The following is a 26,362-nucleotide window of genomic DNA, read 5'->3' as shown; positions in this document are numbered from 1 at the left end:
GTCCCGCCCCCTTCGCAGGTCCAATGCCAATTTTGGCCCGTTACGATAGTATCACGCTATGGGTCTCAACTCGGTCACTTCGATACCTAAGGGGTATCAGGCCGGCCGCGATTAGGAATTAGACGAACCGGCAAATCCGGCGCTATATAACAGCCAAGCTGCGATAGCAGCAATGTTGGATGAGGAGCGCCGATGTACGGGCAGAACGATTTGCGGAGTACGCTGGCCACCGCGCAAAAGGCCCCCTCCCCCAAAAGCTTCAGGCATGCCAGCTATGCGCGCTTTTACGAGCAGCCGCCGCAGCAACGGACCGAGCTGGCCAATAGCTGGTATGCGCGCGGCGCGACCATGATCGTGGCCTATAGCGACGTCGAAGCGGGCGCGGTGTTCGAGCGGAGCAACCAGCCGGACGAATATGCGGTGGTGATCCCGGACGACGACGTCGAGATCGAGATCAGCATCGCCGAGGGCAGCACCATCGCCAGCGGCAAGACGGTCAGCTTCGTGCCGCCGGGCGCGAGCACGATCACCGTGCTGAAAGGGGGGCGCATCCTCCGCCTGTTCACCGTCAAATCCGACGACCTTGCAGCGCTGTGCTCGAACGCCGTCGATTATGCCGAGCCGGATCCCAATGTGCCGCCGTTCGCCGCATGGCCGGACCCGGTCGGCGGACGCAAGGTACGGGTCTATTCGGGCGATGTCGCCCCCGAACAGGGGCGCTTTGGACGAATCTATCGCGGCTCGAACATCATGGTCAATTTCGGCGACGGCCGCGTCGGCCCGCGCGCCGCGGACAATCTGTCGCCGCACCATCATGACGATTTCGAGCAATATTCGGTCGTACTCAACGGCGACTATATTCACCATCTGCGCTGGCCGTGGATCAGCGATTCGACGCAGTGGATCGAGGATGACCACGAACGCTGCGCAGCACCCTCGGTCGCGGTGATCCCGCCGCCGGCAACGCACACGTCGCAGGGGATCGGCGAAGGGCTCAACCGCCTGCTCGACGTCTTCTGCCCGCCTCGCCGCGACTTTTCCGACAAGCCCGGCTGGGTATTGAACGCGGCCGACTATCCGATGCCCGAAGATAAGGAGATCGCGGCGTGAGCGACCGGATCAGCGACCTCCTCAAAGGGGCGATCGACCTGCATTGCCACAGCGGGCCATCGGTGATGCCGCGCAGCCTCAACCATGTCGAGGCGATCAAGGAAGGCGAGGCGGCAGGCCTGCGCGCGATCCTGTTCAAGGACCATTATTATTCGGTCACGCCGGTCGCTGCATTGCTCGACGAGATCATGCCCGGCTCGGTCAAGTTGCTGACCGGAGTGCCGCTCAACAACACCACGGGCGGGCTCAATCCCTATGCCGTCGAGCATGGGTTCAAGCTCGGCGCGCGCCTGGTGTGGATGCCGACCTTCTCGGCGGCAAACCATATCCGCCATTCGCACCGCCGGCAGTTCCTGCCGACCAAGGACGCGATGCTCGCGCCGACGATGCTCACGGTGGTCGACGAACGCGGCAAGCTCAAGGACGAGGTCAAGCAGATCCTCGACCAGATCGCCGCCTATGACGCAGTGCTCTCGGCCGGGCATCTCCATATCAGCGAGATCTGGCCGCTGTTCGCAGAGGCCAAGGAGCGCGGCGTCACCCGCCTACTGGTCAACCACCCGACCTTCCTGATCGGGTGCAGCGTCGCCGACATGGCCGAGCTGGCCAAGATGGGCGCCTATCTCGAACATAGCTGCTGCATGTGGGCGGGCGTCCAGAGCAAGGGCTACAGCCATGACAGCCTCAAGATGTGCGTCGATGCCGGCGGCGTCGCCAACACGATCATCGGATCGGACCTCGGCCAGGTCGGCAATCCTTCTCCGGTCGAGGGGCTGCGCTACGTCATCCAGATGCTGATCGACATCGGCTATACCGATGCCGAGATCCGCGCGATGATCGGCGACAATCCCGCCCGGCTGGTCGGCCTCGACGACGCCGAGCCGGCCGCAGAAAGCGTGCTGGCGCAGGCGATGTCCGCCTGACCTCCCCACAAGGAAAATCCATGGACCACGAATTTCGCCTGCTCATCGATGGTGCCCTGGTCGCGGGAGCGAGCAGCTTCGACGTGATCAACCCGGCGCTCGACGCGCCGTTCGCGCAATGCCCCAAGGCCGATGCGGCGATGCTCGAGACCGCGATCGCCGCGGCCAAACGCGCCTTCCCGGCCTGGGCCGCGACGCCGATGGCCGAGCGCGGTGCCAAGGTGGAGGCACTGGCGGCGGCGCTCGAAGCACGCGTGTCCGAATTCGCCACGCTGATGACCTCGGAGCAGGGGAAGCCGCTCGACCAGGCGGCCAAGGAAGTCCGCGGCTCCGTGTTCGTTTTGCGGGCGTTCGCGGCGATGCGGCTCGAGCCCAAAGTGCTGCGCGACGAAGGCGGCAATCGCATCACCGAGCATCGCACCCCGCTGGGCGTGGTCGCGGCGATCACCCCGTGGAACTACCCGTTGATCCTGCTCGCCAACAAGGTCGGGCCGGCGCTGATGGCGGGCAACACGATGGTCTGCAAGCCGGCGCCGACGACGCCGCTGACGACATTGCTGTTCGGCGAGCTGTGCCAGGCGATCCTGCCCGCCGGCGTGGTCAACATTTTGTGTGACCAGAACGAGCTCGGCCCGGCGCTGACGACGCATCCCGACATCGCCAAAATCTCGTTCACCGGGTCGACCGCGACCGGCAAGAAAGTGCTCGCCTCGTCCGTCGACAGCCTCAAGCGCGTGACGCTCGAGCTGGGTGGCAACGACGCTGCGATCGTGCTCGACGATGTCGACGCCAAATATGCGGCGGGCAAGGTCTTCGAAGGCGCGATGCGCAACGCCGGGCAGATTTGCGTGGCGGTCAAGCGCGCTTACGTACCCGACACGATGTACGACGAATTTTGCGACGAGATGGCGCGGCTGGCCAGGGAAATGGTCGTCGACGACGGCGCCAATCAGGGCGCGCAGATCGGACCGGTCCAGAACAAGCTCCAGTTCGACAAGGTCTCGGCACTGATCGAGGACAGCAAAGCGCGCGGCACCGTGATCGCCGGCGGGGAGCCGCTCGACCGGCCAGGCTATTTCATCTCGCCGACGATCGTCCGCGATATCGACGACGAAGCGCCGCTGGTGCGCGAGGAGCAGTTCGGGCCGGTGCTGCCGGTGATGAGCTATTCCGACGTCGACGAGCTGATCGAACGCGTCAACGGCACCGATTATGGACTGGGCGGCACCGTCTGGGGCAAGGATCTAACCCGCGCCAACCAGGTGGCGGCGCGCGTGACGTCGGGCACGGTGTGGGTCAACCAGCTGATGGCGATCGATCCGCGCATTCCATTCCGCGGACTCAAGCAATCGGGAATGGGCACCGAAATGGGCCTCGAGGGGCTGGAGGAATATACCCAGCCGCACGTGATCAACGCCGTGGCGCTCGACGCGGCGTGACGCTGGCGGCATTGCGGCCAAGGGTGGCCGAGCGGATCGACGGACGCGCGATCGCCGCGCGGCTCGATGCCGAGACTGCCGCCGAAGTCGCCGCGATCGTCGCACGCGACGGGATCGCGCCGGGGCTGGCGGTGGTGCTGGTGGGCGAGGATCCGGCGAGCCAGGTCTATGTAAAACGCAAGATCGAGGCGTGCGCGCGGGTCGGCATTGCCTCGTCCGAGCATCGCCTGCCTGCCGATACGCCGCAGGACGCGCTGCTGACGCTGATCGCGCGGCTCAACGCCGATCCGCGCGTCCATGGCATCCTGGTCCAGGTGCCCCTGCCCGCGCATGTCGATGCCGGCATCGTGCTCGGCGCGATCGACCCGGCCAAGGATGTCGATGGCTTCCACCCGGTCAATGTGGGACGGCTGTCGACCGGAACCGGCGGGCTGGTGCCGTGCACTCCGCTCGGGGTGATGATGCTGCTCGACAGCGTGCTGCCCGATCTGAGAGGGCTCGACGCGGTGGTGATCGGCAAGTCGAACATCGTCGGCAAGCCGATCGCGATGCTGCTCCTCGAACGCGAGGCGACGGTGACCGTGACGCATATCGAGACGCGCGACCTCGCCGATATCGTCCGAAAGGCAGACATCGTCGTGGCCGCCGCTGGGGCGCCGCAATTGGTGCGCGGCTTCTGGATCAAGGAAGGCGCCGTGATCATCGACGTCGGCATCACGCGCGTGGTTCGGGACGATGGAGGCACGCGACTGATCGGCGACGTCGCGTTCGACGAAGTCCAGCATGCGCGCGCCGTGACGCCGGTCCCGGGCGGGGTCGGGCCGATGACGATCGCGTGCTTGCTGGCGAACACCGTGAAAGCCGCCAATCAGAAGAAATAGAAGCGCAGCGCCGCGTCCGACATGCGGCGGCGGTAGCGGGCATCGGGGACGATGCGGTAGAGCGTGGCGAGCGCCTCGCCATAGCTCATCCGGTCCTCGGCACCGACGAACGGCGCGTCGCTACCCCAGAAGAGTCGATCGGGTCCGGCGACCTGCAGCAATCGTGCAGCATAACCGGCGAGGCTCTCGGGCGGCAGGCGAAAGCCGGCGGAGATTTTGACGAACGTCCGGCCGCGGTCGACCGCTGCGAGCATCGCCTTGAAGCCGGGGCCCTCCATCTCGTTCTCACTGCGCAGCAATCCGAAATGATCGACCACGATCTGGACGCCGTGATCGGCCAGCGCGGGCAGCATGTTGCCAAGCTGTTCGCCGCCGAGATTGAGCTCTAGATGCATGCCGGCATCGGCCAGGCGGGTGGTGAAACGGCGGAAGCGATAGCCGCTCAGGTCGGGCAGTTCGGTCTTGAGCGGAAGCTGGAAGCGCACCCCGCAAACACCCTGTGCCTTGAGATCGGCGAGTTCGCGCCGCGCCGTGTCGGGATCGAGCATCACCGTCGCGCGCAGTCGCTTGTGCTGCGCGAGCGCGGCCAGCGAATAGTCGTTATAGTCTCCAAACAGACTGGCCGCGGTGATCACGCCGAAGGCGATGCCGTGCGCATCGAGTTCGGCGAGATAGGTCTCGACCGGATAATCGTAATCGGGCCGCGTCCAGGCCGTGTCGGTGAACGGCATGCGCCTGGTGAAGATGTGCGCATGGGCGTCGATGACGGGCGGTTCGGGTGCTGCGCTCACAGGCGATCGGCGAACAATTTGGCGCCATTGTCGTGCAGCACCTGCGCGCGCTCGGCTGCGCTCAGGAGGCTCGTCGCGGCGATCGCCTGCGCGACCATGTCGGGATAAGCATCCTTGGTGTTGCCGTAATCCGATCCCCACATCACCCGGCCGCCGCCGTAGGTGTCGACGATCAGCCGGACGAACCGCGCTGCGTCGATCCCCGTTTCGCAGAAGCGGTTGAGGTTGATCTGGGTGAATTTGAAGACGATGTTGGGGACGTTGACGAGCTCGAGATGCTCGGGCCCGATCGTGCCGGCGACACCGTTTTCGACCCCGGGCCAGCCGCAATGATCGAGCGCGATTACCGTCTTGGGAAAACGCTTCGCGAGCGCGATGATCCGGTGGAGCGCCGCCCTGCTCGGCTTGCCCGGCGCGTACATGATCACCATCGTCAACCCCAGCGACGCGGCGACTTCCCACGTTTTCAGCGCCGCCGGCGAATCGAGCCAGGGATAGTTTCCGTCGGCATCGGGATAGCCGAACAGCCGCAGCCCGCAGACGTTGTGCCGGGTCGCCAAAGCGCGCAATTGCTCCGGCGTCTCCGGGAAATCGGCGCGCAGGATCAGCACCGCGGAAACGCGGTGGTGGTTCACGTCGGCGACCGATAGCGTATAGCTGTTATCGGTCTTGTAGATGGTATTGTATTGTACGGCCGCGCCGCCGGTGACCCCGCATTGATCCCATAGAGCCAGCAGCCGCTCCGCCGTCGCCGGATCGCGCGCGATGCGCGCGCGGACTTCGGCCTCGCCCTCGCGCGCGCCGGTTACGTCGATCGGAAAGCGCTTGGTATCGTCGGTGAAGAAATGCGCGTGAGTGTCAAACAGCCGCTGGTTGGGCACCGAAATCTCCGACTTTGCTGGCCGCGCGCGCGGCGAGGCGATTGACGAGGGACATCGTCACGGCAGGGATCACCGCGATGATCGAGAACACGATATAGGTATCCATGCGCGTCAGCCCGGCGCTGAACAGGAAACCGCCGATCATCGGGCCGATGATCGCGCCGATCCGCCCGAAGCCGACGACGAAGCCAAGCGCGGTGTTCTGGATCGCCGTCGGATACATTACCGCGGTAACCAGGAACAGGCCGGTATAGGCGCCGACGACGAAGAACGTGGTCAGCCCGGCCATCGCCAGCAGCGGAATCGGGGCGGCCGGCATGATTCCGAAGAGGATCAAAGTGACCGCCGCCATGCTGAAGAAGAACGCCGTCAGTCGCCCCTCCCCCACGCGCCGGCCGAGCAGGCCCATGGCGAGATGACCGACCGCGCCGCAGGCGCCGGTGATGATGCCGCTTGCCGCCGCCAGGCTGGGGCTGAGCCCCGCATTGGCGAGTACCGTCGGCTTCCAGTTGAGCAGGAAATAACCGACCAGGGCGTAGGTGAGCGAGGCGATCCAGATCAGGATCGTCGGGCTGCGCATCGAACCGGCGAGCATGGCGCGTATCGCGTTTGCGCTGCTTTCGGCGGCAGCCGGCCGCGACGGCATCGCCGCCAATTCGGGCAGCTTCATTCGGCGGTGGAGACGATTGAGCGCGGCGAGGTCCTTGGGGCCTTGGCGCCGCACCAGGAAGTCGCGCGATTCGCCAAGGATGAACAGCGCCAGCGTGAAGGTGACCGCGTTGAGCAATCCGGCTGCAACGAAGATGGTGCGCCAGTTGCCGGTGCCCAGAACAGCGGCGGCGATGCCGCTGCCGAGCATCATGCCCAGCGTGAAGCCGATATGGACCGTGGCCATCGCCATGTTGCGGAACTTGACGCTCGAATATTGGGCGGCGGTCGTATTGAGGCACACTACCAGCGTCCCCAGACCGATCCCGGTGACGAAGCGCAATGCCAGCAAATGCCAGATATCGGTGGCGGCGCCGGTCAGCAGCAGAGATGCCGCGAGTGAGCCGAGCGCACCAAGCATTACCGGGCGGCGTCCGACCTTGTCGGCGAACGGCGCGACGAGGAACGCACCGATCACCAGGCCGACCGCAACCGCACTGAACAAGGTGCCGAGCACAGCCGGATCGATATGCCATTGCTTGGAGAGGACCGGCGCCGCGACCGAAAGCGACACGACGTCGAAACCATCGGCAATATTGGCGGCGCAACAGAGAGCGACGACGAGATACTGATAGCGAGTCATGCTGGGAGGCGCAGCCATCGCGCCGCTCGGTTCCGTGGCTGCTGCCATCCCGCTCTCTCCCGTTTTTCGACCCGCTATCGGCCAGGGCGACCGTGTGGTTCTGTGGTGTTTATACCAAATGTCGTTCGACAGTATCCGATTTTTCGCTTGTCGGCTAGCGAATATATGTCATAAGCAACTAGCGTTCGTCATTTTAGAATGGCGATGAGGCGACTGCGAACACGCGAGCGTCGAAACGTCGGTGCATCGGCATCGCCGCGAAATCCGGATGACGGCCCGAAGGCCGCGTCGATTTGGGGAGGAAGCAATGCGAAAGTCATCTTCAGTATCGGGCCGCGCGCTCTCGTCGCGACTCAGGGATCCCAGCCTGGCGGCCATTGCGCTGATGCTTTCGGCGACCGCCGCGCCCGCCTTCGCCCAGACCACACCCGCGCCCGGCGACACCAACAGCGTCAGCGCCCCGCAAGACACGCCCCCGCCCGTTACCGAAGAGGCCGGGCAGGCACCCGGGGACAAGGAAATCGTCGTCACCGGTTCGCGCCTTGGCGCGGGCTTCACCGCGCCAACTCCGGTAACCGCCATCGCGCCCGAGCAGATCAAGGACCGCGCGCTCGCCAGCGTCGCCGAGCTGGCCTATGATATCCCGCAGCTGCGCATCAATCAGAATATCGGCAAGTCGAGCGAGCCGGTCGGCCAGAACGTCGCCGATCTTCGCGCGCTGGGCGGCGCGCGCACGCTGCTGCTGCTCGACGGCCGTCGCCTCGCCGCGACCAGCCCGTTCGGCGGCGTCGACACCAATATCTTTCCGCTGTCGCTGATCAGCGGCGTCGAAGTCGTGACCGGCGGTGCCTCGGCCGCTTACGGTTCGGATGCTGTCGCGGGCGTCGTCAACTTCTCGCTGCAGAAGAAGGTCGAGGGCGTCAAGATCGACGCCTCCTACGGCATTTCGAACTATAACGATTTCAACCGTCCGGTGATCTCCGCCGCGGCGGGCAAGACTTTTGGCCGGCTCAACATCACGGTGGCGGGCGATTTCTATCGCAACACCGGCCAGACCGCTGTCAGTACGCGCGACTGGGGCCGCGGTCGACCGGTGCTGTTCAACAATCCGAATTACACAGCCACCAATGGCCAGACCAAGAACTACATCGCGTATGACGCGTTATATTCGCGCATGACGTTCGGCGGCGTCACCGTCGTGCCGTCCACCAGCCCGCTTTACGGCATCCAGTTCGGCGTCAACGGCACGCCCCAGCCGTTCGTCTATGGCAACCCGGTCAACACGACCTTCATGCTGGGCGGCAGCGGCGTATCGATCGAGGACGATGGCAACATCCTGCCGCATATCACCCGCTATTCCGGATATGGCCGCGCCACGTATGACCTCACCGACGGGATTTCCCTGTGGGCGGAGGGCTTGTGGTCTCGGGTCGAAGTACTGTCCGACCTCGCGCCGAACTATGACAACGGCACGCTGACCATTCAGCGCGACAATGCTTTCCTGCCGGCGTCGATCGCCGCGACGATGGCGGCCAACAATATCAAATCGTTCGCCTTTGGCCGCATGAACCTCGAAGACGGCAATTCGCAGAACAACAGCGTTTCCCGCGCGCTACGCTATGCCGCGGGCGCCGAGGGCAAGATCGGTGACTGGTCGTGGGATGTCCATGTCCAGCGTTCGGACAACCATTTCCGCCAGGAAAGCGTGAACAACCGCATTCAGTCGCGCTGGTTCCAGGGCGTGGATTCGGTGATCAGCCCGATTACGGGTCAGCCGGTATGCCGGATCAACGCGGATGCCAGCACCACCAACGACAACCCGGCGTGCGTGCCGATCAACGTGTTCGGCCCCGGGTCGATCAGCCAGCAGGCGCTGGCCTGGTATCGGGGCACCTCGTGGTACGACGCCCGGATGACCCAGAACACTGCCGGCGCCAACTTGTCGGGCTCGCCGTTCAAGACCTGGGCAGGTCCCGTCAAGCTCGCGGTCGGGGCCGAATATCGCAAGGAGACGATCAAGAGCGTCTCCGACCCGATCTCGGTGATCTCGGGATGGCGCTCGATCAACCAGCAGCCATTCTCCGGCGAGCTCACGGTCAAGGAAGTCTATGCCGAGACCGCGATCCCGCTGGCCCAGGACACGCCCTTCGCCAAGAATCTGGAGGTCAGCGGTGCCATCCGCTACGCCGATTACAGTTCGAGCGGCGGCGTGACGACGTGGAAGGTCGGCTTCAACTATTCGCCGATTTCCGACATCCGTTTCCGCGGCACGATTTCGCGTGACATCCGCGCGGCCAATATCAACGAACTCTATGCCGGCCAGAACCAGGTGATCAACTCGATCTCCGATCCGCGCACCAACGTCACCGCCAACACGCTGCAGTTGACCGGCGGCAACCGCAATCTCAATCCCGAAAAGGCCGATACCAAGGCGATCGGCGTCGTGCTGCAGCCCAGCTTTATTCCCGGCCTGAACGCTTCGATCGATTATTACTCGATCAAGATCAACGGCGCGATCACGGCGATCGCGCCGCAGACGATCGTCAACAATTGCTTCACGTTGAAGATCGACTCGTTCTGCAGCCTGATCACCCAGAATGCGAGCAATCAGATCACGTCGATCCAGGCGACATTGATCAACGCCCAGACCATCGAAGCCGCCGGAATCGACTTCGAGCTGTCCTACCGCCGCCCGGTGTCGTGGTTCGGAACGACCGGGTCGATCGGCAGCCGCCTGCTCGTCAACTATGTCGACAAGCTGCAACTGACCGCATCGAACGTCACGACGATCCTGCTCGGCGATATCGCAACCGATCCGGGCGGTCAGCCGCGCTGGAAGGGCAATTTCGATCTGACCTATTCAGGCGGCCCGCTGCGCCTGGGCGCCTATGTCCGCTATATTGGCGGCGGCAAATTCCGGACGATCTACGTGGACAATGTCGACCTCCCGGCGTCGCAGAACCGGGTCAAGGGGCGCGCCTATGTCGATCTGTCGGCGTCCTACAAGATCACCAAGAATATCGAGCTCTATGGCAAGATCGACAATCTGCTGAACCAGGATCCACCGATTGCGCCGAACAGCATCATAGCGCCGACCGTGTCCAACTCGCAGATGTACGACAAGATCGGCCGTTACTATGTCGGTGGCGTCCGTATCCGCTTTTGACCCGGCGTGTCGGCTGACACGCAATATCCCGGCGCGCCGCAAACGCGCCGGGATTTCCGTGGCAGCCGAACACGACCGACCTCGTCCGCCGACATTCGCGCATTCATAATAGCGTTTGTAACAGCCGAATTTCCCTGGCATCAAAAAGGGGTGCGTGTGCGTAGACAGCTGATCGCCAGACCGCCGTGTCGCCACTCGGGCGAAAGACCGTCCGCATGAGCCAGCCGGCCACCCCCACCGACATCATCAAGCAATCGCCGATGGGCTGGTACCAATATGCGATCGTCGCGATCTGCATGCTGGCCTATGCCGCGGACGGGCTCGACGTCGTCACGCTGTCTTATGCGGCGCCGGTGATGATCAAGGAACTGCACCTCTCGATCCAGGGGTTCGGGCTGGCATCGAGCGCGACGCCCGTCGGTGTCGCGATCGGATCGATCTTCGTCGCGCCGCTGGCCGACCGGGTCGGACGACGAGCGCTTACGCTGACGCTGCTCGGCTCGCTGGTCGTATTGCTGCTGATCACGGCGACCAACGGCACGATCACCACGCTGATGATCCTGCGGCTGCTGACCGGTGTTTGCCTGGGCGCGCTGGTCGTTTGCCTGAACGTCACCGTCACCGAATTCAGCAATGAAAGGCGCTCGAACCTGCTGATCGGCATCCTGCATTCGGGCTATGCCTTTGGCGGTATGCTGTGCGGCGCTATGGCGGGACTGCTGATCGAGCCTTATGGCTGGCGCTCGATCTTCCTTGGTGCTGCAGCGCTCAACCTGACCGCGTTCCTCCTCGGCCTGTTCATCCTCGCCGATTCCCCCGTCTTCCTGATGGCACGGCGTCCGCCGGACGCGCTCGCGCGAATCAATGCGCTGATGCGGCGGATGGGCAAGCCGGAGGTGGCGGCGCTACCCGAAGCGCCGGTCGTCCTCGGCAAGCGGCGGGCAAGCCTGGCGAGCATCCCGCGCTCGCTATGGATCGGCACGGCATTGCTGTGCCTGGCCGGCTTCGTGTTCACGGTCAGCGGCGGCTTCATGGCGGGCTGGCGCCCACAGATATTATCGATGGCCGGCATGAACATGCAGTGGAACGGCATTGCCGGCGTGACCACCTATGGCGCCGGAATCATCGCGCAACTAATCGTCGGGGCGCTGTCGCGCCGCGTCGGCGAGGTGCGGATCGCGGCGATCTTCCTGCTGGCGATGGCGGCGTCGTTCACCTTGCTGGGCGCGGTGCCGGACGGGGCGAACTGGGCATTGGTTGCAGCGTCGACCTTGTGCGGCTTTTTCAACGTCGGTGCCTATACGGCACTCATTCTGGTCACGCTCAACTATCACGGCGCAGCCACGCGCAATGCCGGGCTGGGCATCATGCTCGGCTGCTCGCGTATCGGCGGGATCATCGGGCCGCTGCTCGGCGGCTATGTGATCGGCGCCGGCGTCGGGCGATTCTCGGTCATGCTGTTGTTCGGCGGGCTGATGATCATCCCCGCGGCGGCGGCGATAGTGACGCGCATGCGCGCGGCCCAGCAGCTGCCCGAACCCACTCCGGCATGAGGAAAACATGGTGACCCACTCGAACGCGTATCTGACCGCAGCCATGACCGGCACGGCCTTGCTGTTAATCGTCGCGTCGGCGCATGGCGCCGGCCGCACGCCGGCACCGGCGGCACCCTTGCCTCCGGCGGTTGCCCCGCCCGCGGCCTTCGCGACGTGCAGCGCCTGCCACAGCACCGCCAAAGGCGCGCCCAACGGCGTCGGCCCCAATCTGTTCGGCGTGGTCGGCGCAGCGGCGGGCACGAGGCCGGGCTATTCCTATTCGCCGGCCATGAAGGGATCGAGTATCCGCTGGACGCGCGCCAAGCTCGACGCCTATCTCACCGATCCCAAGGGTGTGGTGCCGGGCACGAAGATGATGATCCCAGGGATCAAGGACGCCGCCAAGCGCGGCGAGATCATCGGCTATCTCGAGATGCTGAAATGAGGCGCGGCCTCGCCCTTGCCGCGACGCTGTCGCTCGCCGTGCCCGCTTCCGCGCAAACCGCCCGGCCCTCGCTCGATTATGCCAGCGCCGCCAAGATCCGCGACACCTGCCTCGATTATGCGCGCGCGCACAATCTCAAGGTCGCGGTGTTCGTGCTCGAGAATCACGGCATGGCGGTGACGCTGGCGCATATGGACGGCGTGTCGATGGGCGTCGGCGAGATCGCGTTGTGGAAGGCGACCTCGGCCGCCAAATATGGCCGCGCCACCGCCGATACCGCCGCGCTCAATCCGCCGGCGAACATGCCGAGCGTCGCGACGATCATGGGCGGCGTGCCGATCTACTCGGCCGACGGCACACTTCTGGGCGGCGTCGGCACGTCGGGCGGCAAGCCAGCCGACGATGCCGCCTGCGGCACCGCCGGCATCGAGGCGGCCGGACTCAAGGCGGCCAAGCCCGTCCCCGCCCCCTAGGCCTGCTCAATAAGCGTCGATTTCCTTGAGCGCTTCGGCGGCGAGCGCCCAGCTTTCGACGCCGCCGGCAACGCCGATATACATTGTCGTCTGGAGCAGGGTCTCGCGGATATCCTCCTTGGTCGCGCCGTTCGCGATCGCGCATTTGACCATCCGCTTCAGGGGAATCTGACGGTTAAGCGCAGCGCTGATCGCAACGGTGATCAGGCAGCGTTCGCGCAGGGTCAGGCCGGGCCGCGTCCAGGTTTCGCCGAAAACGGCCGACGTGACGTAATTCTCGAGCGGCTCGTTGAAATCGTCGGCATTGTCGAGACGCGCGATGCTGGCATCGCCGAACATCTGCCTGCGCATTTCGCGGCCGGCCTGGAATGCGGGGTCTTCGGTCTTGAGCGCCACGGTCTAGTTCCTTGATTGCGTGAGGGTTCGGAAGGCGTCGCCGAGCCAGCACATTTCGGCGCGGACGGGAGCGGAGAAACGGACGGCGCGGAGGAAGCCGTGGCACATATTGGGGGCGATGCGGAATTGGGATTGCACGCCGGCGGCGGCCAGCCGCTCGGCAAATTCGTAGCCCTCGTCGACTAGGGCGTCGTGCTCGGCCTCCAGCAGGATCGCCGGCGGCAGGCCGCCGAGGGCGCTACGCAGCGGCACCTCCAACGGCGCGGGATCGCGGGCGTTGGCGCTGCGATAGGTAGCGATAATGGCCTGGATCACCGGCAGCTTCAGCACGGGATCGCGAACATCGGCGTAAGCGGCGCGCCCTTCGTCGACATCGAACATGCCGTACGCGAGCAATTGGCAAATCAGGTTCGGGCCGCCGCGATCGCGCGCGAGAATGGCAACCTGCGCCGCCAAGAACGCGCCGGCGCTGTCGCCGGCGATCGCGATCCGCGCCGGATCGATGGCAAGGGCAAACGCCATCCGCGCGGCCCAGGCGAGCGCGTCATAGCATTGCTCGACCGCCGCGCGCGGCGTGGCTTCGGGCAGACGGGCATAATGGACACTGATCACCACCGCGCCGGTCGCCTCGGCCAGCGCCATCGCCAGCGGTTGATAGGTTTCGATGCTACCGGTGGTGAGGCCGCCGCCATGAAAATAGACAATAGCGGGCAGCGCCCCTTTCCCCGCCGGACGATAGATGCGCACCGGCACCTCGTCCCCGGCGCGCACCACGAAGCTGTCGACCACCGTCATCCCCGCCGGCAGTGGGTAGGCGATCCGGTGCGCGTCGCGGTCTGCCAGGAGCCGCGCCGTTTCGAGCGGAGTGCCCGGCGCGCCGCGGACGGCGTCGAGATATGCGGCCAATCCCTCGGCAAGCCTGGGATTGTCGCTCATCTCATTGCCACAGCTGCCGCGAGGCCAAGGCGGCGCCCTCGACCAATGCCGAGAGCTTGGCCCATTGCACCTCGGGATGGACTCGCGCCATGTTCCAGCCCTGCGAGAAGCCGCAATCGGTGCCGGCGATGACATTCTCGCGCCCGACCACGCTCGCGAAATTCGAGATGCGCCACGCGACGAGCTCGGGATGCTCGACGACATTGGTCTGGTGGCTGATCACGCCGGGGACGAGGATCTTGCCGTCGGGCAACTTGACATCCTTCCACACCATCCACTCATGCTCGTGGCGCGGGTTGGCGCCCTCGATGACATAGGCCTGCGCCTTGATCTTGAGAATGATGTCGATGACCTCGCGCAGCGGCACGTCGGTGGTGTGCGGCGTGTTCATGCTGCCCCAGCACATGTGATAGCGCACGCGGTCCTCGGGAATGCCGCGCAGGGCGTGGTTATAGGCCTCGACCTGGCGCTCGGAAGCGCGGCGCAGATCCTCGGGCGTCGGATTGGGATTGCCGGGCAGCACCTGGTTGCGCGCCGGAAGGCCGAGGTCGAGCTGGACGATATAGCCGGCATCGACGATCGCCTTGTATTCGACGTGCATCGCGTCGGCGAGCGCATAGAGATATTCGGATTCGCTCGCATAGACCGTGCCGGCATCGGCATCGTCGCGCGCCGGCGTGGCCGAGGGCATGAACGCCTCGACGAAATCCTTGCCGGCAAGCGCCGCCCGATAATTATCGAGATCGGTCTGGAGCGCATCCTGTCCGACATAATGGATCGGCGCCGCGACGCGGACACGCGCCGGTGGCGTATTGGCCGCCTTGCGGACCTTTTCGGCGTCGAGCTCGGGCGGCATCCACATCGTTTTGTACATGCCGTTATACTGGGTCATGAAGCCCGGAAATTCCTCGGTCAGCGCCGCATAATAGGCGCCGCGATCCGACGGCGGGACCTTTTCGAGACCGCCGAGCCGCTCGACCACATAATTGTGGAAACTTGGCTTGGAGATTTCGCCATCGCTGGGAATGTCGATGCCGATCTCGGCCTGCTTGGCGACGACATCGGCGACGCCTTGGCGGACGTCGCGCTGGAACTCGGCTTCGTCGACGGGCTCGCCGAGGACCTTGGCCATCATCCCCTGAAGCACGTTGAGCGGCCGGATCAAGCTGCCTACATGGGTCGTAAGGATACGATCGGTGCTGCGTTTCACATCATCTCCTATCGCTGGCCCTTATGCTGGCGGACCGTTTTGCCGGCCTCACATATGAAAGCTTGGCTTATAGTCGCGTTGCTGCCATGTTGAATGGCATTTGTAAATAGCAACTCCGTCAAGCGGAGCGGGAGAAGGATGCGGTGATGTTCAACGGGGAAGTGAAGCGCAAATTGGAGGCCGGAGAGACCGTCTTCGGCAGTTTCGTCAAGCTCGACGCGCCCGCCATCGCCGAGCTCTACGGCATCGCCGGGTTCGATTTCGTGATCCTCGACGCCGAGCATGGCTGCTACACGCATGCCGGCCTGGAGAACATGATCCGCACCTGCGAACGGATGGGGATGAGCAGCGTCGTCCGCACCCCCGATGCCGGCGAGGCCAATATCCTTCACGTCCTCGATAGCGGCGCGAGCGGCATCCAGGTGCCCTCGCTCAGGAGCGCGGCGGAAGTGCGCGAAGTGATCCGCAAGGCCAAATACTGGCCCCTCGGCGAACGCGGCTCGGCACGCGCGTGTCGCGCCGCGGCCTATGGCACGCTCCCCGATTACGAGCAGCGCGCCAATCGCGAGACGCTGGTCAGCGTCCACGTCGAGAACAAGGAGATGGTCGAGGATGTCGAGGCCCTGTGCGCGGTCGACGAGCTCGACGTTCTGTTCATCGGCCCTGGCGATCTCAGCGCCTCGCTCGGCCATCCCGGCGATGCGGCGCACCCCGATGTGGTCGCGGCGATCGACCGCGTGATCGAGGTGGCCGCGGGCCGCAAGCATATCGGCACCGTCGTCGCCAATGCCGCTCAGCTCGAATCCTATGTCGCGCGCGGCGTCCGTTACATCGCCTGGCTTTCGGAGCTCGGCATGCTGCGCGGCGCGCTCAACGCGGCGGCGGCCAATTTCAAACCCTATCGGGGAGAGTCGAAGTGAAGCGACCATCGGGCGGACGCGGCAGGGAATTGGCGGGGGTGGCGCCGCTGCTGGACGAAATCACCCAGAGCGTCCTCTACGACAAGGTCTGGGAGCGCGCCGAACTCTCGAAGCGCGACCGCAGCCTGATCACCATAACCTGCCTGATCGCGCTCAACCGCGACCAGGCGCAGGGGCATATGGAGCTGGGGCTGGAGAACGGCCTCACGGTCGAGGAAATCGGCGAGGCGATCGCGCATATCGCCTTCTATGCCGGCTGGCCGGTTTCGGTGAGTGCGGCGCGCAAGCTCAAGAATATCGTCGATGCGAAGGCCGAGAAGGCCTGACACCCACGCTCCTCATCCGGATAGCGGACAGTCCGTCCCTACCCGCGGCCGAGAAACGGGATCTTGTTCTGCACCATCAGCGCTTCGTAGAAATTCAAGTGATCCGGCATGTCGGCCATATGGACGATGATGCCCGCGGCGTCCTCCACCCGCGCCGTCATTTCGGCGGGCTTGGTGCTGGGGCCGCCACCCAACTCCGTCGCGACGATGCCCGGGTGGAACGCCGAAACCGCGATATTGTCCGCGCGACAATCGACCGCCAGCGCGCGCGTCAGGCCGGCGAGCCCCCATTTGCTCGCGGTATAGGCCGGGCTGTCCTTGCGCGGCACCTTGGCGGAGATCGATCCGACATTGATGATTCGCCCCCTACCCTGCGCCCTCATGATCGGGATCGCCGACCGCGCACACAGAAATGCCGAGGTCAGGTTGGTGTCGATGACGCGGCGCCACAACGCCAGGTCGGTCAACTCGGCCGGCGTGCTGTCGGCAATGCCGGCATTGTTGATCAGCACGTCGACCGTGCCGAACCGCGCCACGGCTTGTGCGAAGAGATTGGCGACCGCGTCCTCGTCGGTAACGTCGGTCGCCACCGCCAGCGCCTCGCCGCCGGTCGCCTCGACCTGGTCTACCAAAGCACCCAGACGCTCTGCGCGGCGCGCGGCGAGCACGACCTTGGCACCCTTTTCGACGAAGGCCATGGCGCAGGCCGCGCCTATTCCCGAGCTGGCCCCGGTGATCACGACGACGCGGCCGTCGAGGATGCTCACCCTTGCGAAGCCTTTTCCGCCTGGTTCGAAACCAGCGCCAGCGGATCGTCGGCCACCACTGCCAGCCCACCGCCACGATCCGAGCGGACATTCACGTAAGTCCCGGCCTCCTTCTTGCGAAGGCCGTACGATTTGACGACTTCGATATCCTCGACCGCAAGCGGGGCCATCTTCTGTTTGCGCGCCAGCGCCGCCTCGAAATAGGGCGCCAGCTCGGCCTGCTTCTTCGCCAGGCGCTCTTCTTCGCCCACCTTCAGCCGCGGCATCGCCGTGGTCGCGAACAGTTCGAGCGATTCGCAGATATGCTCGTGGTTGGCGGGGCCAGTCTGCTGAACGAAGATGATCTGATCGACGCCGACATCCGCATAGGCCTTGCAATGGTCGTGGACCTGTTCGGGCGTGCCGATGCCGCCATTGCCGTGATTGTCCTCGATCCCTGCCTCGGCCTTCTTGAAGTCCTCCCAAACGCTCGAATGGCCGGGCTTGAGCTTGCCGAACGAGGCGTAGAACCCCAGCGAATAACCGAAATATTTGAAGCCTTCGGTGCCGCGGTCGATCGCGACCTGTTCGTCCTCATGGACCGACAGCGCGGTGACGATGGCAAAATTGGCGTTCACGGCATGGCCGATCGGCACGCATTCGTCGGACTTGATGATATCGTAATATTCCTGGACCCATTTGCCCGCCTGCTCCGGCGCGGCGAAGCCGAACACGAGCGCGCCCATGCCGTTACGCGCGGCATGCAGGATCGTGTCGCGGCGCGAGCACGCCACCCATAGCGGCGGATGCGGCGCCTGGATCGGCTTGGGGACGATGTTGCGCGTCGGCATCGAGAAATGCTCGCCCTGGAAACCGGGATAGGGCGTCATCGTCAGCATGTTCGCGCATTGCTCGGTCGCCTCGCGCCACATGTCCTTCTTGAGATCGGGATCGACGCCGAAACCTTCGAGCTCCATCGCGGTGCCGCTTTCACCGGTGCCCCATTCGACGCGGCCCTTCGACAGCAGGTCGAGCGTCGCGATCCGCTCGGCAACGCGCGCCGGGTGGTTGATCCGGGGCGGCATCACGCAAATGCCATGGCCGAGCCGCATCCTTTTGGTCCGCTGGCTGAGCGCGCCGAGAAATACGTCGGGGGCCGAGCTGTGCGAATATTCCTCGAGGAAATGATGCTCGACCAGCCAGGCGTAATCATAGCCCAGCTTGTCGGCGAGCTCGAGCTCGTCGAGCGCATTGTGGAAGATCTGCATGTCCTTCGCGGCGGTGAACGGCGCGGGTGACTGATGCTCGTAAAACAGACCGAATTGCATTGCGCTCTCTCTCCGGTTCCTCTCCCGCCCGGAATTCCGATGCGGCACATTTAACAGCCTGTCTTATAACAGCCTATCTGACATAAGGGAAGATGCCGGCGGTCGGATTCTTCAAGAGCACCTGGCCGATATTCGTCATTGCCGAAAATCGTTCACAATATTCCAATCGGTCCTTATGGTCCCAGGTCACCGTCGCGGAACGGAAATTAGGGGATATGCCGATGAACACGCTGCTGCCCACGACTCTGGTCGGATCCTACGCAATGCCCGAATGGCTGATCGATCGGGCCCGCCTCGCCGGCCGTTTCCCGCCGCGGGTGCGCGCACTCGAACTCTGGCGCCCGGCTCCCGACCACCTCGAGGAAGCGCAGGACGACGCCACGATCATGGCCATCCACCTGCAGGAACGGGCCGGCATCGATATCGTCACCGATGGCGAGATGCGCCGGGAAAGTTATTCGAACCGCTTCGCGACAGCGCTCGAAGGCGTCGATCTCGACAATCCGGGCGTCGCGCTCGACCGCAGCGGTCATCCCAATCCGGTGCCGCGCGTCACCGGCCGAATCCGCCGCAGGCATTCCGTCCAGGTCCGCGATGTCGAATTCCTGCGGCGCAACACCAACCGCAGGATCAAGATCACCGTACCCGGTCCGTTCACGATGACCCAGCAGGCACAGAACGATTTCTATGAGAGCGAGGAGGAGATGGCGCTCGATTATGCGGCGGCGGTCAATGAGGAGATACGCGACCTGTTCGCCGCGGGCGCCGATATCGTCCAGATCGACGAACCCTATCTCCAGGCGCGGCCCGAGAAAGCGCGGCAATATGGCGCCAAGGCGATCGATCGCGCGCTGCAGGATGTAGGCGGCGTCACCGCGCTGCACGTCTGCTTCGGCTACGCCGCGATCATCCATGGCGATCGGCCGCACGGCTATGACTATCTCGGCGAGCTTGCCGGCACGCGCGTCGACCAGGTGTCGGTCGAGACCGCGCAGCCCAATCTCGACCCGGCGGAGTTGGCGCCATTGCGCGGCAAGCACATCATGGTCGGGACGATCGACTTGAACGATCCCGCGATCGAGACGCCCGAGACGGTCGCCGAGCGAATCCGCCGGGCAATGACCGTCGTGCCCGCCGACAAGATCATCGTCGCGCCCGATTGCGGGTTCAAATACGTGCCCCGCGACATCGCCTTCGCCAAGATGCAAGCAATGGTCGAAGGCGCCGCTTTGGTGCGCGCGACGCTCTGATCCGGAACTCGCCGCTAACGCACTGCCGCCAGCGTGCCGCGCGGCACCGGGATACCGGGGATCAGGAGCCGGATGCGGTGGAGCGAGCGTGCGCCGGTGAAATAGAGCGTGCGCCAGTCGCTGTCGCCCCAGTTCATATTGGACGTGCGCCCCTCCATGGCGATCGTGCCGAGATGCTCGCCGGCAGGGCTGAGGATCCAGATGCCGCCGGGGCCGGTGCAATAGACATTGCCTTCGACATCGACCTTCATGCCGTCGGGCCCGCCCATGCGGGTGTCGGCGCGCATGTCGCAGAACAGGCGGGCGCTGCCGAGATCGAGCATGCCGTCGGCCTCGACGTCATAGGCCATGATCAGCTTGCGATGCTGGTTGCTGTCGTTGACGTAGAGGATCCTCTCGTCGGGCGAGAAGCACAGGCCGTTGGGATTGATCAGGTCGCGCACGACCATGTTGAGACGCTCGCCATCGGGCGAGACGCGGTAGACGCCGGCGCAATCGATCTCCGGGGGATGCTCCGGCGGAGTGAACGGCACCTTGGGCGGCGGATCGGTGAAATAGATCGCGCCGTCCGATTTGACGACGACGTCGTTGGGCCGGTTGAGCTTCATGCCGCGATAATTGTCGGCGACCATGGTGACGGTGCCGTCGGCATGCTCGCGATCGACGCAGCGGCTGAAATGGTGGCAGACGATCAGCCGGCCCTCTTGGTCGCGGGTCTGGCCGTTGCCGTTCTTGGTGTCGCTTTTGTCGACCGTGATGCCGTGCTCGGGGTGCCAGCGCATGCGCAGGCTGTTGTGGATGTCGCTGAACAGCAGGTAGCCGCCCTCCGCGATCCAGACGGGCCCTTCGGCAGGTCCAGTCGGCCCGCCAAAGCCGCGACCGAGTTCCTCCCAATCCACGTCCGGGGCGACGATCGCGTCCAATCGCGGATCGAGTCTTTCGATGGGCATCGGTTGTTTTCCTCTCCTTGCCCGCAAGTCTTGGCTTGGGCGCATATAACAGCCTGACTTATAGCAGCGCTGCTGATAATTGAAACCGATTTGCGGCGTTGACAGACAGCCAGGCTTATATTCTTATTGCGCGTAATACCGACCCGTTCGAGCGGGCACGCAATCACCAGGAGAGGATCGCGCATTGGCCCGGCCGACCGTTGACATCGACGCCTTTCTCGACGGCGTTAAGTTCCGCCCGTTCCACGTAAAAGTGATGCTGATCGGGGCGCTGGCGATGCTCGTCGACGGGTTCGACCTTGGCGTGCTGAGCTGGGTGCTTCCCAAGATTTCGGACCAGTTCGGGGTGGCGCGAACCTCGCTGACCTGGGTGCTGTCGATGCAGCAGGTCGGCATGGTGTTGGGCGCATTCCTGATCGCGCCGTTCGCGGACCAGATCGGGCGGCGGACATTGCTGGTGCTGTGCCTGGGCGGCGTCGCCGCGACGTGCTTCGTGACGATCTTCACCGACAGCATCTGGGCATTGGCGATCTGCCGGCTGCTCACCGGCATGTTCGCCAGTTCGGTGATCGCCAACATGGTCGCGCTCGCGTCCGAACTCGCTCCCGCGCGGCAGCGCTCGACGGTGGTGACCGTGGTGCTTGCCGGCGCGATGCCCGGCGCCTTGCTCGGATCGGCGATGCAGGCGTTCCTGCTCGAGCCCTATGGCTGGCACGTCGCATTCTGGATCGGCACCGCGATGCCGCTGCTACTGGTGCCGATCATCTATTTCCTGCTCCCCGAATCGCCCAAATTCCTGGCGGCCCGCAATCCCGACGATCCTCGCTTGCGGGCGATCGTGCTGGCCTTGATGCCCGAGGGCGAAGGCGAAGCGGTGATCCTGTCGCAGCGCGAGGTGCGCGAGAAGCGTCCGAGCAGCGTGTCGCTGGTGCGCGACCTGTTCCAGCCGGGGCTGACGCTGCCGACGATTCTGTTGTGGTTGAGCTTCGTCGCCAGCTTCGGCTTCATTAGCGCCGCGCTGTGGAAGACGACGGTGTTCCACGACGCCATCGGGCTCAACTGGAGCCAGGTCGGTGTCACGACCGCGATCGGCACCGCTTTCGGCGCGACGGGTATGCTGACCATCGGACTGATGATCGACAAATTCGGGTTCAAGGCGATCGTTCCGACCTATTTCATCGTCGCCGCCGCTGCCGCGATTGGCATGGGGCTGTTCGCACCGGGCTGGGGGATGTTCGTCGCGCTGGCGCTCAACGCACTGGCGCAGCATGCCGCGCATGCCGGCCTGGCCTCGATCGCCTCGACACTCTACCCGACGCGCAATCGCGCCACTGGGGTCGGCTGGGCCTATGGCGCCGGGCGCGCCGCCTCGATCGTCGGGCCCTGGTACGGCATGCTCGCGCTGCACTATCATTGGGGCGCGATCGGCTATTTCTTTCTGCTCGCGGCACCATTGGCCTTTGCCGGGGCGGTGATCTGGATGCTGCTGACGCTCAAGCCGCTCGACCCGGCGACCCGCACCGTCGGGCACTGACGTGCATATCTAGGCTGGCGATTGCCAGCCGAGCACGCGCTTCACGGTGCCGCCGAAGATCGCCACCTTAGCGTCGCGGTCGAGTTCGTCGTTATGGAGCAGCATGTCGCGGCTCTCGCTGTACAGGCAGCCGCGGTTGCGGTTCGGCCCACCGACCTCGGCCATGCGCAGCCGCGTATAGTCGCTGGCCCACATCAGCCGATCGGGCCCGAACGCGGCGATGACGCGGCGCAGATTGGGCCAGACATCGGCGAACGGATAGGTCTGGCGCGACAGCAATGGCAGCCCGCACAATTTGACCGAGACGTTCGGCAGATCGGCGAGGCCGAGCAGGCCGTCGAGCCGATCCCAGGGATCGTCGCGTGGTGGCGATACAGGGTGCTGGCTGACCCCGACATGGTCGATGATCACCTTCAGGTCGGGATGGCGCTCTATTAGCGGACGCATTGCCGCGGCCTGGCCGTGGGTCGACAGGAATAGCGGCAGGCCGACCACGGCCGCGACGGCGAACCCGGTATCCATTGCGCCGCTGGTGAAGGCCTCGGAGAGTTGAGTGGTACGGAAATCGGTGACGAGCAATCGGCCGGCGATGACGCGGTCGTCGCCCTTTGCCCGCTCCACCGCGGCGCCCAGTTCGGCGTCTCTGTCCATGAAAGTCTCGACGCCGATGAAGCGGCTGGGATAGCGCGTTACGCACGCATCGATATAGGGCAGCGCCGCGACCACCAGAGTGGCATCGACACCGACGCTGTCCATCGCCTCGCGCGCCAGCTCGACGTTAATCGCCAGTTTGACCGCGTCGGGCACGTCGTCGCCGAACGGCACCGCGGGCGCGGGCTGGTGAATCTGGGCATCGATGATGTCGAAGTCGGCGCTCTTCACGATTGCGATTCCTGTTTTGCCGCGAAGCCGCGATAGATGGCGCGGCCGCACGCGGCGCAGCAAATGTCTTCGGTCGGCAGCGGGGCGGCGGCGGCGTGCGCGCCCGGCGCCCCACCGCAACAGGCACATCCCGAAGGCATTGTGAAGCGGTCGAGCTGGGCGAGCATGTCCTCGCTCCACGCCGCTCCGCAAAACGGGCAGGTGGCACCGTCGCCCTCGCTCATCGCATCTTCTCCATCAACATGCATCTTGTTGAATGCTGTTCGTCTTTATATAACGTCCGCGATCATTATCCAGCGCCTTTCGCGCATTCCTCATCCTCGACACGGAGACAAGCCGGCATGCAACCCGTCCGTTACGACGTCCTCGCCATCGGCAATGCTATCGTCGATGTCATTGCCCATGCCAGCGACGATTTCCTCATCCGGGAAGGCATGGCCAAGGGCGGCATGACCCTGATCGACGAAGACAGCGCCGAGCGAATCTACGCTGCGATGGGTCCCGGCATGGAAATCTCGGGCGGGTCGGGCGGCAATACCATTGCCGGCGTGGCGGCGTTCGGCGGCCGCGGCGCATTCATCGGCAAGGTCCGCGACGACGCGCTCGGCGATATCTACCGTCACGATTTGCGCACGATCGGCGTCGCCTTCGATACACCGGCGACCACCACCGGTCCCGCCACCGCGCGCTGCTTGGTGCTGGTCACGCCCGATGCCGAGCGGACGATGAACACCTTTCTCGGCGCCTGCACCGGGCTCGATGAAGACGATATCGACGAAGCCCTCGTCGCGTCGGCGGGGATCGTCTACCTCGAAGGCTATTTGTTCGATGAGCCGCCCGCCAAGGCCGCCTTCCGCAAGGCCGCGTCGCTGGCGCACGCCGCAGGGCGCAAGGTCGCGCTGACCATGTCCGACAGCTTCTGCGTCCACCGCCACAAGGACGCATTCCTCGAGCTGGTCGATGGCCATATCGACATATTGTTTGCCAATGAGGACGAGATCCGGGCGCTCTACGGCGTCGACGACATAGTCGAGGCGGCGAAGATCGCCGCGCAGCATGTCGAACTGGTGACGGTGACGCGGGGAGCGGCTGGGGCGCTGCTGATCGACGCGAACGATATGGTCGAAGTGCCTGCCTCAAAGGTGGCAGCCGTCGTCGATACCACGGGCGCGGGCGACCTGTACGCGGCGGGCGTGCTGTATGGCTTGACGCGCGGACTGCCGCTCGCCGAATGCGGCCGCCTGGGCTGCGCCGCGGCCGGCGAAGCGATCAGCCATTTCGGGGCACGGCCCCAGGCGGATCTGAAGACGTTTCTGGCCGGCTGATTCCTACCTCCGCAAGGTGGGGGAATTGCATATGAAACTTTGTGGTGAACCGGGGATGACGCGCATTATCTCGCGTCACCCCGGGCTCGTCCCGGGGTCCACCGGGCCGCGCCACCAAAGGCCGATGGGCGTGCGGGACGGTGGATGCCGGGACGAGCCCGGGGTGACGGCTAAGGGTGAAACTGCCCGATCTCATATCCCGACACAGCAAACCGAATCCCATGCGATAGCCCAGGGATTGGGGCACACTATCAGTTCAGCCGCGAACGCCGCGAGATGAGATAGATCTCATCGTTGAACCACAGCCCCTGGTGGCGCTGCAGGGCCTCGCGCGTCGCTTCGAGATACTGGTCGTTCGACAGCGCCTTGGCGAAGCGGCCATCCTCGATCTGCGCGACATAGCTGGCCGCGTTCCAGGCGGCGAACAGGGTCGAGCTGCCGATCGGGGTATGGGCGTCGATCTCGGTCGGAAGCGTGCGGATATGGTAACGGAACAACGCTTCTTCGTCCGACAGCGAATGGAAATGATAGTCGCGCGCCGCCGTGCCCAGTTCATCGCGCACTGCCTGCATGATGTCCTCGCGGCCGGTGTCGAACGGGTCCTCGTCCGGCCAGATAGCGCGGATGATCTCCAGTCCGGGATCGTTGCCGTGGCTGTGCACGCCCATCAACTTGCCGTTGGGACGCAGTGCCCGGACGAGCGGCGTGACGACGCGCGAGCTCTTGAACTCGAGCGGCGCGTGCGCGCGATACGGCTGCGACAGCAGGACGAAATCGAAGTCCGCCTGCGCATAGCCGCGCCGCGGAATGATCGGATCGAGCATGAAGTGATGGTCTTTGCGATACAGGACGAGCACCGTCGGCGTCTTGTACATCGGGTTCCCGCTCGGCGCGATGCTCGCCTGCCAATGCTTGGCGAGGAACGGATCGAGCTGCTGGATCTGCTCCTCGAACTGTCCCGCCGAGGTGCCTTCGAGCCCGACTTCGTGCCACACCATCGCACTTGCCCCGGCCGGCGTCTCGGGCTGCAGGTTCGGCGCTTCGCCATATTTGAGATTGGTCAGCACCAGCACGGTGCCGGGATGCTCGCGCAGCCGGTCGGGCATCTTCTCGAGCGTCAGCCGGATATTCTCCATGCTGATCTCCTTGGCCACCACATAGAACGGCACCCAGGGATGGCGCCGGTGCAGCCCGCGCAGCATCCGCGCCAACGCGGTGCCGTCGCCGGCGCCACCGTCGAACAGCCGGATCGCCGGCGGGACCGGCTGGGTGTCCGAGAATTCGTGCACCGCACGATCCGCGATGATCTGCTTCTCATTGGTGGTGTTGACGAAGGCGAGATACTTCTGACGATTGTCGTAGAAGCGGAAATTATGCTCGGGCCGCATTTCGGCGCGCAGCCCCTTGATGCCCGAACGCAGCGCGCTGGCGGAGGTGCCGTCCTGCTCCTCGATGAAGCGATGGACGCGCTCGACCGTCTGCACCGTCACCCGTCCGCCCTGCTGCAGCCGTTGCACGAGCTTGCCGTCGTTGACCGCCAGCCGGCCGAAGGTCGACTGCGCCATCTTGAGCCGCCTACAGCTATGCTCGATCTGCTCGAGAAGGGCCTGGGTGTCGTCCATCG

General features: G+C 64.7%; 25 protein-coding genes. 13 read left to right on the top strand and 12 right to left on the bottom strand.

Translation table 11 applies throughout. The annotated features are described in order from the left end of the window. Positions 1-192: 192 nt before the first annotated feature. The 4 genes from Q0L25_RS12115 to folD are packed head-to-tail and all read left to right on the top strand — an operon-like array spanning position 193 to position 4,353. Entirely contained in the window at positions 193-1,110 is a 918-nt protein-coding gene (locus Q0L25_RS12115; RefSeq protein WP_296614571.1) for a hypothetical protein, read from the top strand. After that, the gene (locus tag Q0L25_RS12110) at positions 1,107-2,033 is read left to right on the top strand and encodes a DUF6282 family protein (RefSeq protein ID WP_296614569.1); all 927 of its coding nucleotides are present in this window, start codon (positions 1,107-1,109) and stop codon (positions 2,031-2,033) included. Before Q0L25_RS12115 ends, Q0L25_RS12110 begins: the two co-directional genes overlap by 4 nt. 20 nt (positions 2,034-2,053) lie before the next feature. Beyond that, complete coding sequence (locus Q0L25_RS12105; protein WP_296614568.1) at positions 2,054-3,472, top strand: aldehyde dehydrogenase family protein; 1,419 nt, start codon at positions 2,054-2,056, stop codon at positions 3,470-3,472. Between the two features lie 23 nt (positions 3,473-3,495). Further along, complete coding sequence (gene folD / locus Q0L25_RS12100; RefSeq protein WP_296614566.1) at positions 3,496-4,353, top strand: bifunctional methylenetetrahydrofolate dehydrogenase/methenyltetrahydrofolate cyclohydrolase FolD; 858 nt, start codon at positions 3,496-3,498, stop codon at positions 4,351-4,353. On the opposite strand, the gene Q0L25_RS12095 is transcribed toward folD, so the two are convergent. From Q0L25_RS12095 to Q0L25_RS12085, 3 genes are read right to left on the bottom strand one after another with little or no spacing between them, the layout of a single operon-like run. Further along, complete coding sequence (locus Q0L25_RS12095) at positions 4,341-5,144, bottom strand: amidohydrolase (protein ID WP_296614564.1); 804 nt, start codon at positions 5,142-5,144, stop codon at positions 4,341-4,343. The genes folD and Q0L25_RS12095 overlap by 13 nt on opposite strands. Beyond that, entirely contained in the window at positions 5,141-6,025 is an 885-nt protein-coding gene (locus Q0L25_RS12090) for an amidohydrolase (RefSeq protein ID WP_296614562.1), read from the bottom strand. The genes Q0L25_RS12095 and Q0L25_RS12090 overlap by 4 nt, the downstream gene beginning before the upstream one ends. Then, a complete protein-coding gene (locus Q0L25_RS12085; protein WP_296614561.1) occupies positions 6,003-7,364 on the bottom strand; it encodes an MFS transporter in 1,362 nt (453 codons plus the stop codon). Before Q0L25_RS12085 ends, Q0L25_RS12090 begins: the two co-directional genes overlap by 23 nt. 259 nt (positions 7,365-7,623) lie before the next feature. Between Q0L25_RS12085 and Q0L25_RS12080 the strand changes: the two genes are divergently transcribed. The 4 genes from Q0L25_RS12080 to Q0L25_RS12065 all read left to right on the top strand — a co-directional run bounded on the left by Q0L25_RS12080 (position 7,624) and on the right by Q0L25_RS12065 (position 12,935). Beyond that, the gene (locus tag Q0L25_RS12080) at positions 7,624-10,482 is read left to right on the top strand and encodes a TonB-dependent receptor (RefSeq protein WP_296614559.1); all 2,859 of its coding nucleotides are present in this window, start codon (positions 7,624-7,626) and stop codon (positions 10,480-10,482) included. Positions 10,483-10,697: 215 nt separating this feature from the next. Next, the gene (locus tag Q0L25_RS12075) at positions 10,698-12,035 is read left to right on the top strand and encodes an MFS transporter (RefSeq protein WP_296614558.1); all 1,338 of its coding nucleotides are present in this window, start codon (positions 10,698-10,700) and stop codon (positions 12,033-12,035) included. Between the two features lie 7 nt (positions 12,036-12,042). Continuing rightward, a complete protein-coding gene (locus Q0L25_RS12070; RefSeq protein WP_296614556.1) occupies positions 12,043-12,462 on the top strand; it encodes a cytochrome C in 420 nt (139 codons plus the stop codon). Continuing rightward, positions 12,459-12,935 (top strand): heme-binding protein, encoded by a 477-nt coding sequence (locus Q0L25_RS12065; RefSeq protein WP_296614554.1) that lies wholly within the window; start codon positions 12,459-12,461, stop codon positions 12,933-12,935. The genes Q0L25_RS12070 and Q0L25_RS12065 overlap by 4 nt, the downstream gene beginning before the upstream one ends. Positions 12,936-12,941: 6 nt before the next feature. Here Q0L25_RS12065 and Q0L25_RS12060 read toward each other — a convergent pair whose 3' ends face one another. From Q0L25_RS12060 to Q0L25_RS12050, 3 genes are read right to left on the bottom strand one after another with little or no spacing between them, the layout of a single operon-like run. Continuing rightward, complete coding sequence (locus Q0L25_RS12060) at positions 12,942-13,331, bottom strand: carboxymuconolactone decarboxylase family protein (protein WP_296614553.1); 390 nt, start codon at positions 13,329-13,331, stop codon at positions 12,942-12,944. A gap of 3 nt (positions 13,332-13,334) precedes the next feature. Then, positions 13,335-14,267 (bottom strand): alpha/beta hydrolase, encoded by a 933-nt coding sequence (locus Q0L25_RS12055; protein ID WP_296614551.1) that lies wholly within the window; start codon positions 14,265-14,267, stop codon positions 13,335-13,337. A 1-nt stretch (position 14,268) separates the two neighbouring features. Further along, entirely contained in the window at positions 14,269-15,477 is a 1,209-nt protein-coding gene (locus Q0L25_RS12050; RefSeq protein WP_296614549.1) for a cobalamin-independent methionine synthase II family protein, read from the bottom strand. Positions 15,478-15,623: 146 nt separating this feature from the next. Here Q0L25_RS12050 and Q0L25_RS12045 point away from each other — a divergent pair, with 146 nt between their 5' ends. After that, positions 15,624-16,397: an aldolase/citrate lyase family protein gene (locus tag Q0L25_RS12045; RefSeq protein ID WP_296614548.1), complete on the top strand. Its 774-nt coding sequence runs from the start codon at positions 15,624-15,626 to the stop codon at positions 16,395-16,397. Next, positions 16,394-16,723 (top strand): carboxymuconolactone decarboxylase family protein, encoded by a 330-nt coding sequence (locus Q0L25_RS12040; protein ID WP_296614545.1) that lies wholly within the window; start codon positions 16,394-16,396, stop codon positions 16,721-16,723. The genes Q0L25_RS12045 and Q0L25_RS12040 overlap by 4 nt, the downstream gene beginning before the upstream one ends. Positions 16,724-16,761: 38 nt before the next feature. Here the strand turns inward: Q0L25_RS12040 and Q0L25_RS12035 are convergent, their stop codons facing one another. Both Q0L25_RS12035 and Q0L25_RS12030 read right to left on the bottom strand, forming a co-directional pair. Then, positions 16,762-17,490, bottom strand: coding sequence for an SDR family oxidoreductase (locus Q0L25_RS12035; protein ID WP_296614544.1), 729 nt, complete (start codon positions 17,488-17,490; stop codon positions 16,762-16,764). Continuing rightward, positions 17,487-18,797 carry an LLM class flavin-dependent oxidoreductase gene (locus tag Q0L25_RS12030; RefSeq protein ID WP_296614542.1) on the bottom strand — a complete coding sequence of 437 codons (1,311 nt, stop codon included), beginning with the start codon at positions 18,795-18,797 and terminating at the stop codon, positions 17,487-17,489. The genes Q0L25_RS12035 and Q0L25_RS12030 overlap by 4 nt, the downstream gene beginning before the upstream one ends. Positions 18,798-19,018: 221 nt before the next feature. On the opposite strand from Q0L25_RS12030, the gene Q0L25_RS12025 reads away from it, so the two are divergent. Next, positions 19,019-20,047 (top strand): uroporphyrinogen decarboxylase family protein, encoded by a 1,029-nt coding sequence (locus Q0L25_RS12025; protein ID WP_296614541.1) that lies wholly within the window; start codon positions 19,019-19,021, stop codon positions 20,045-20,047. A 14-nt stretch (positions 20,048-20,061) separates the two neighbouring features. Here the strand turns inward: Q0L25_RS12025 and Q0L25_RS12020 are convergent, their stop codons facing one another. After that, complete coding sequence (locus tag Q0L25_RS12020) at positions 20,062-20,997, bottom strand: SMP-30/gluconolactonase/LRE family protein (RefSeq protein ID WP_296614539.1); 936 nt, start codon at positions 20,995-20,997, stop codon at positions 20,062-20,064. A 184-nt stretch (positions 20,998-21,181) separates the two neighbouring features. Here Q0L25_RS12020 and Q0L25_RS12015 point away from each other — a divergent pair, with 184 nt between their 5' ends. Continuing rightward, complete coding sequence (locus Q0L25_RS12015) at positions 21,182-22,531, top strand: MFS transporter (RefSeq protein ID WP_296614537.1); 1,350 nt, start codon at positions 21,182-21,184, stop codon at positions 22,529-22,531. A 9-nt stretch (positions 22,532-22,540) separates the two neighbouring features. Here Q0L25_RS12015 and Q0L25_RS12010 read toward each other — a convergent pair whose 3' ends face one another. Then, entirely contained in the window at positions 22,541-23,413 is an 873-nt protein-coding gene (locus tag Q0L25_RS12010; protein WP_296614535.1) for an amidohydrolase, read from the bottom strand. Continuing rightward, complete coding sequence (locus tag Q0L25_RS12005) at positions 23,410-23,637, bottom strand: hypothetical protein (protein WP_296614533.1); 228 nt, start codon at positions 23,635-23,637, stop codon at positions 23,410-23,412. The genes Q0L25_RS12010 and Q0L25_RS12005 overlap by 4 nt, the downstream gene beginning before the upstream one ends. Before the next feature lie 117 nt (positions 23,638-23,754). Between Q0L25_RS12005 and Q0L25_RS12000 the strand changes: the two genes are divergently transcribed. Then, positions 23,755-24,738, top strand: coding sequence for an adenosine kinase (locus Q0L25_RS12000; RefSeq protein ID WP_296614531.1), 984 nt, complete (start codon positions 23,755-23,757; stop codon positions 24,736-24,738). Between the two features lie 251 nt (positions 24,739-24,989). On the opposite strand, the gene Q0L25_RS11995 is transcribed toward Q0L25_RS12000, so the two are convergent. Beyond that, entirely contained in the window at positions 24,990-26,360 is a 1,371-nt protein-coding gene (locus Q0L25_RS11995; protein ID WP_296614529.1) for a hypothetical protein, read from the bottom strand. Positions 26,361-26,362: the final 2 nt, after the last annotated feature.

Source organism: Sphingomonas sp., from assembly GCF_024508665.1.
GTDB lineage: Bacteria > Pseudomonadota > Alphaproteobacteria > Sphingomonadales > Sphingomonadaceae > Sphingomonas.
Note: the sequence above shows the minus strand (reverse complement) of the source record. Positions and strands in the feature narration are given on the sequence as shown.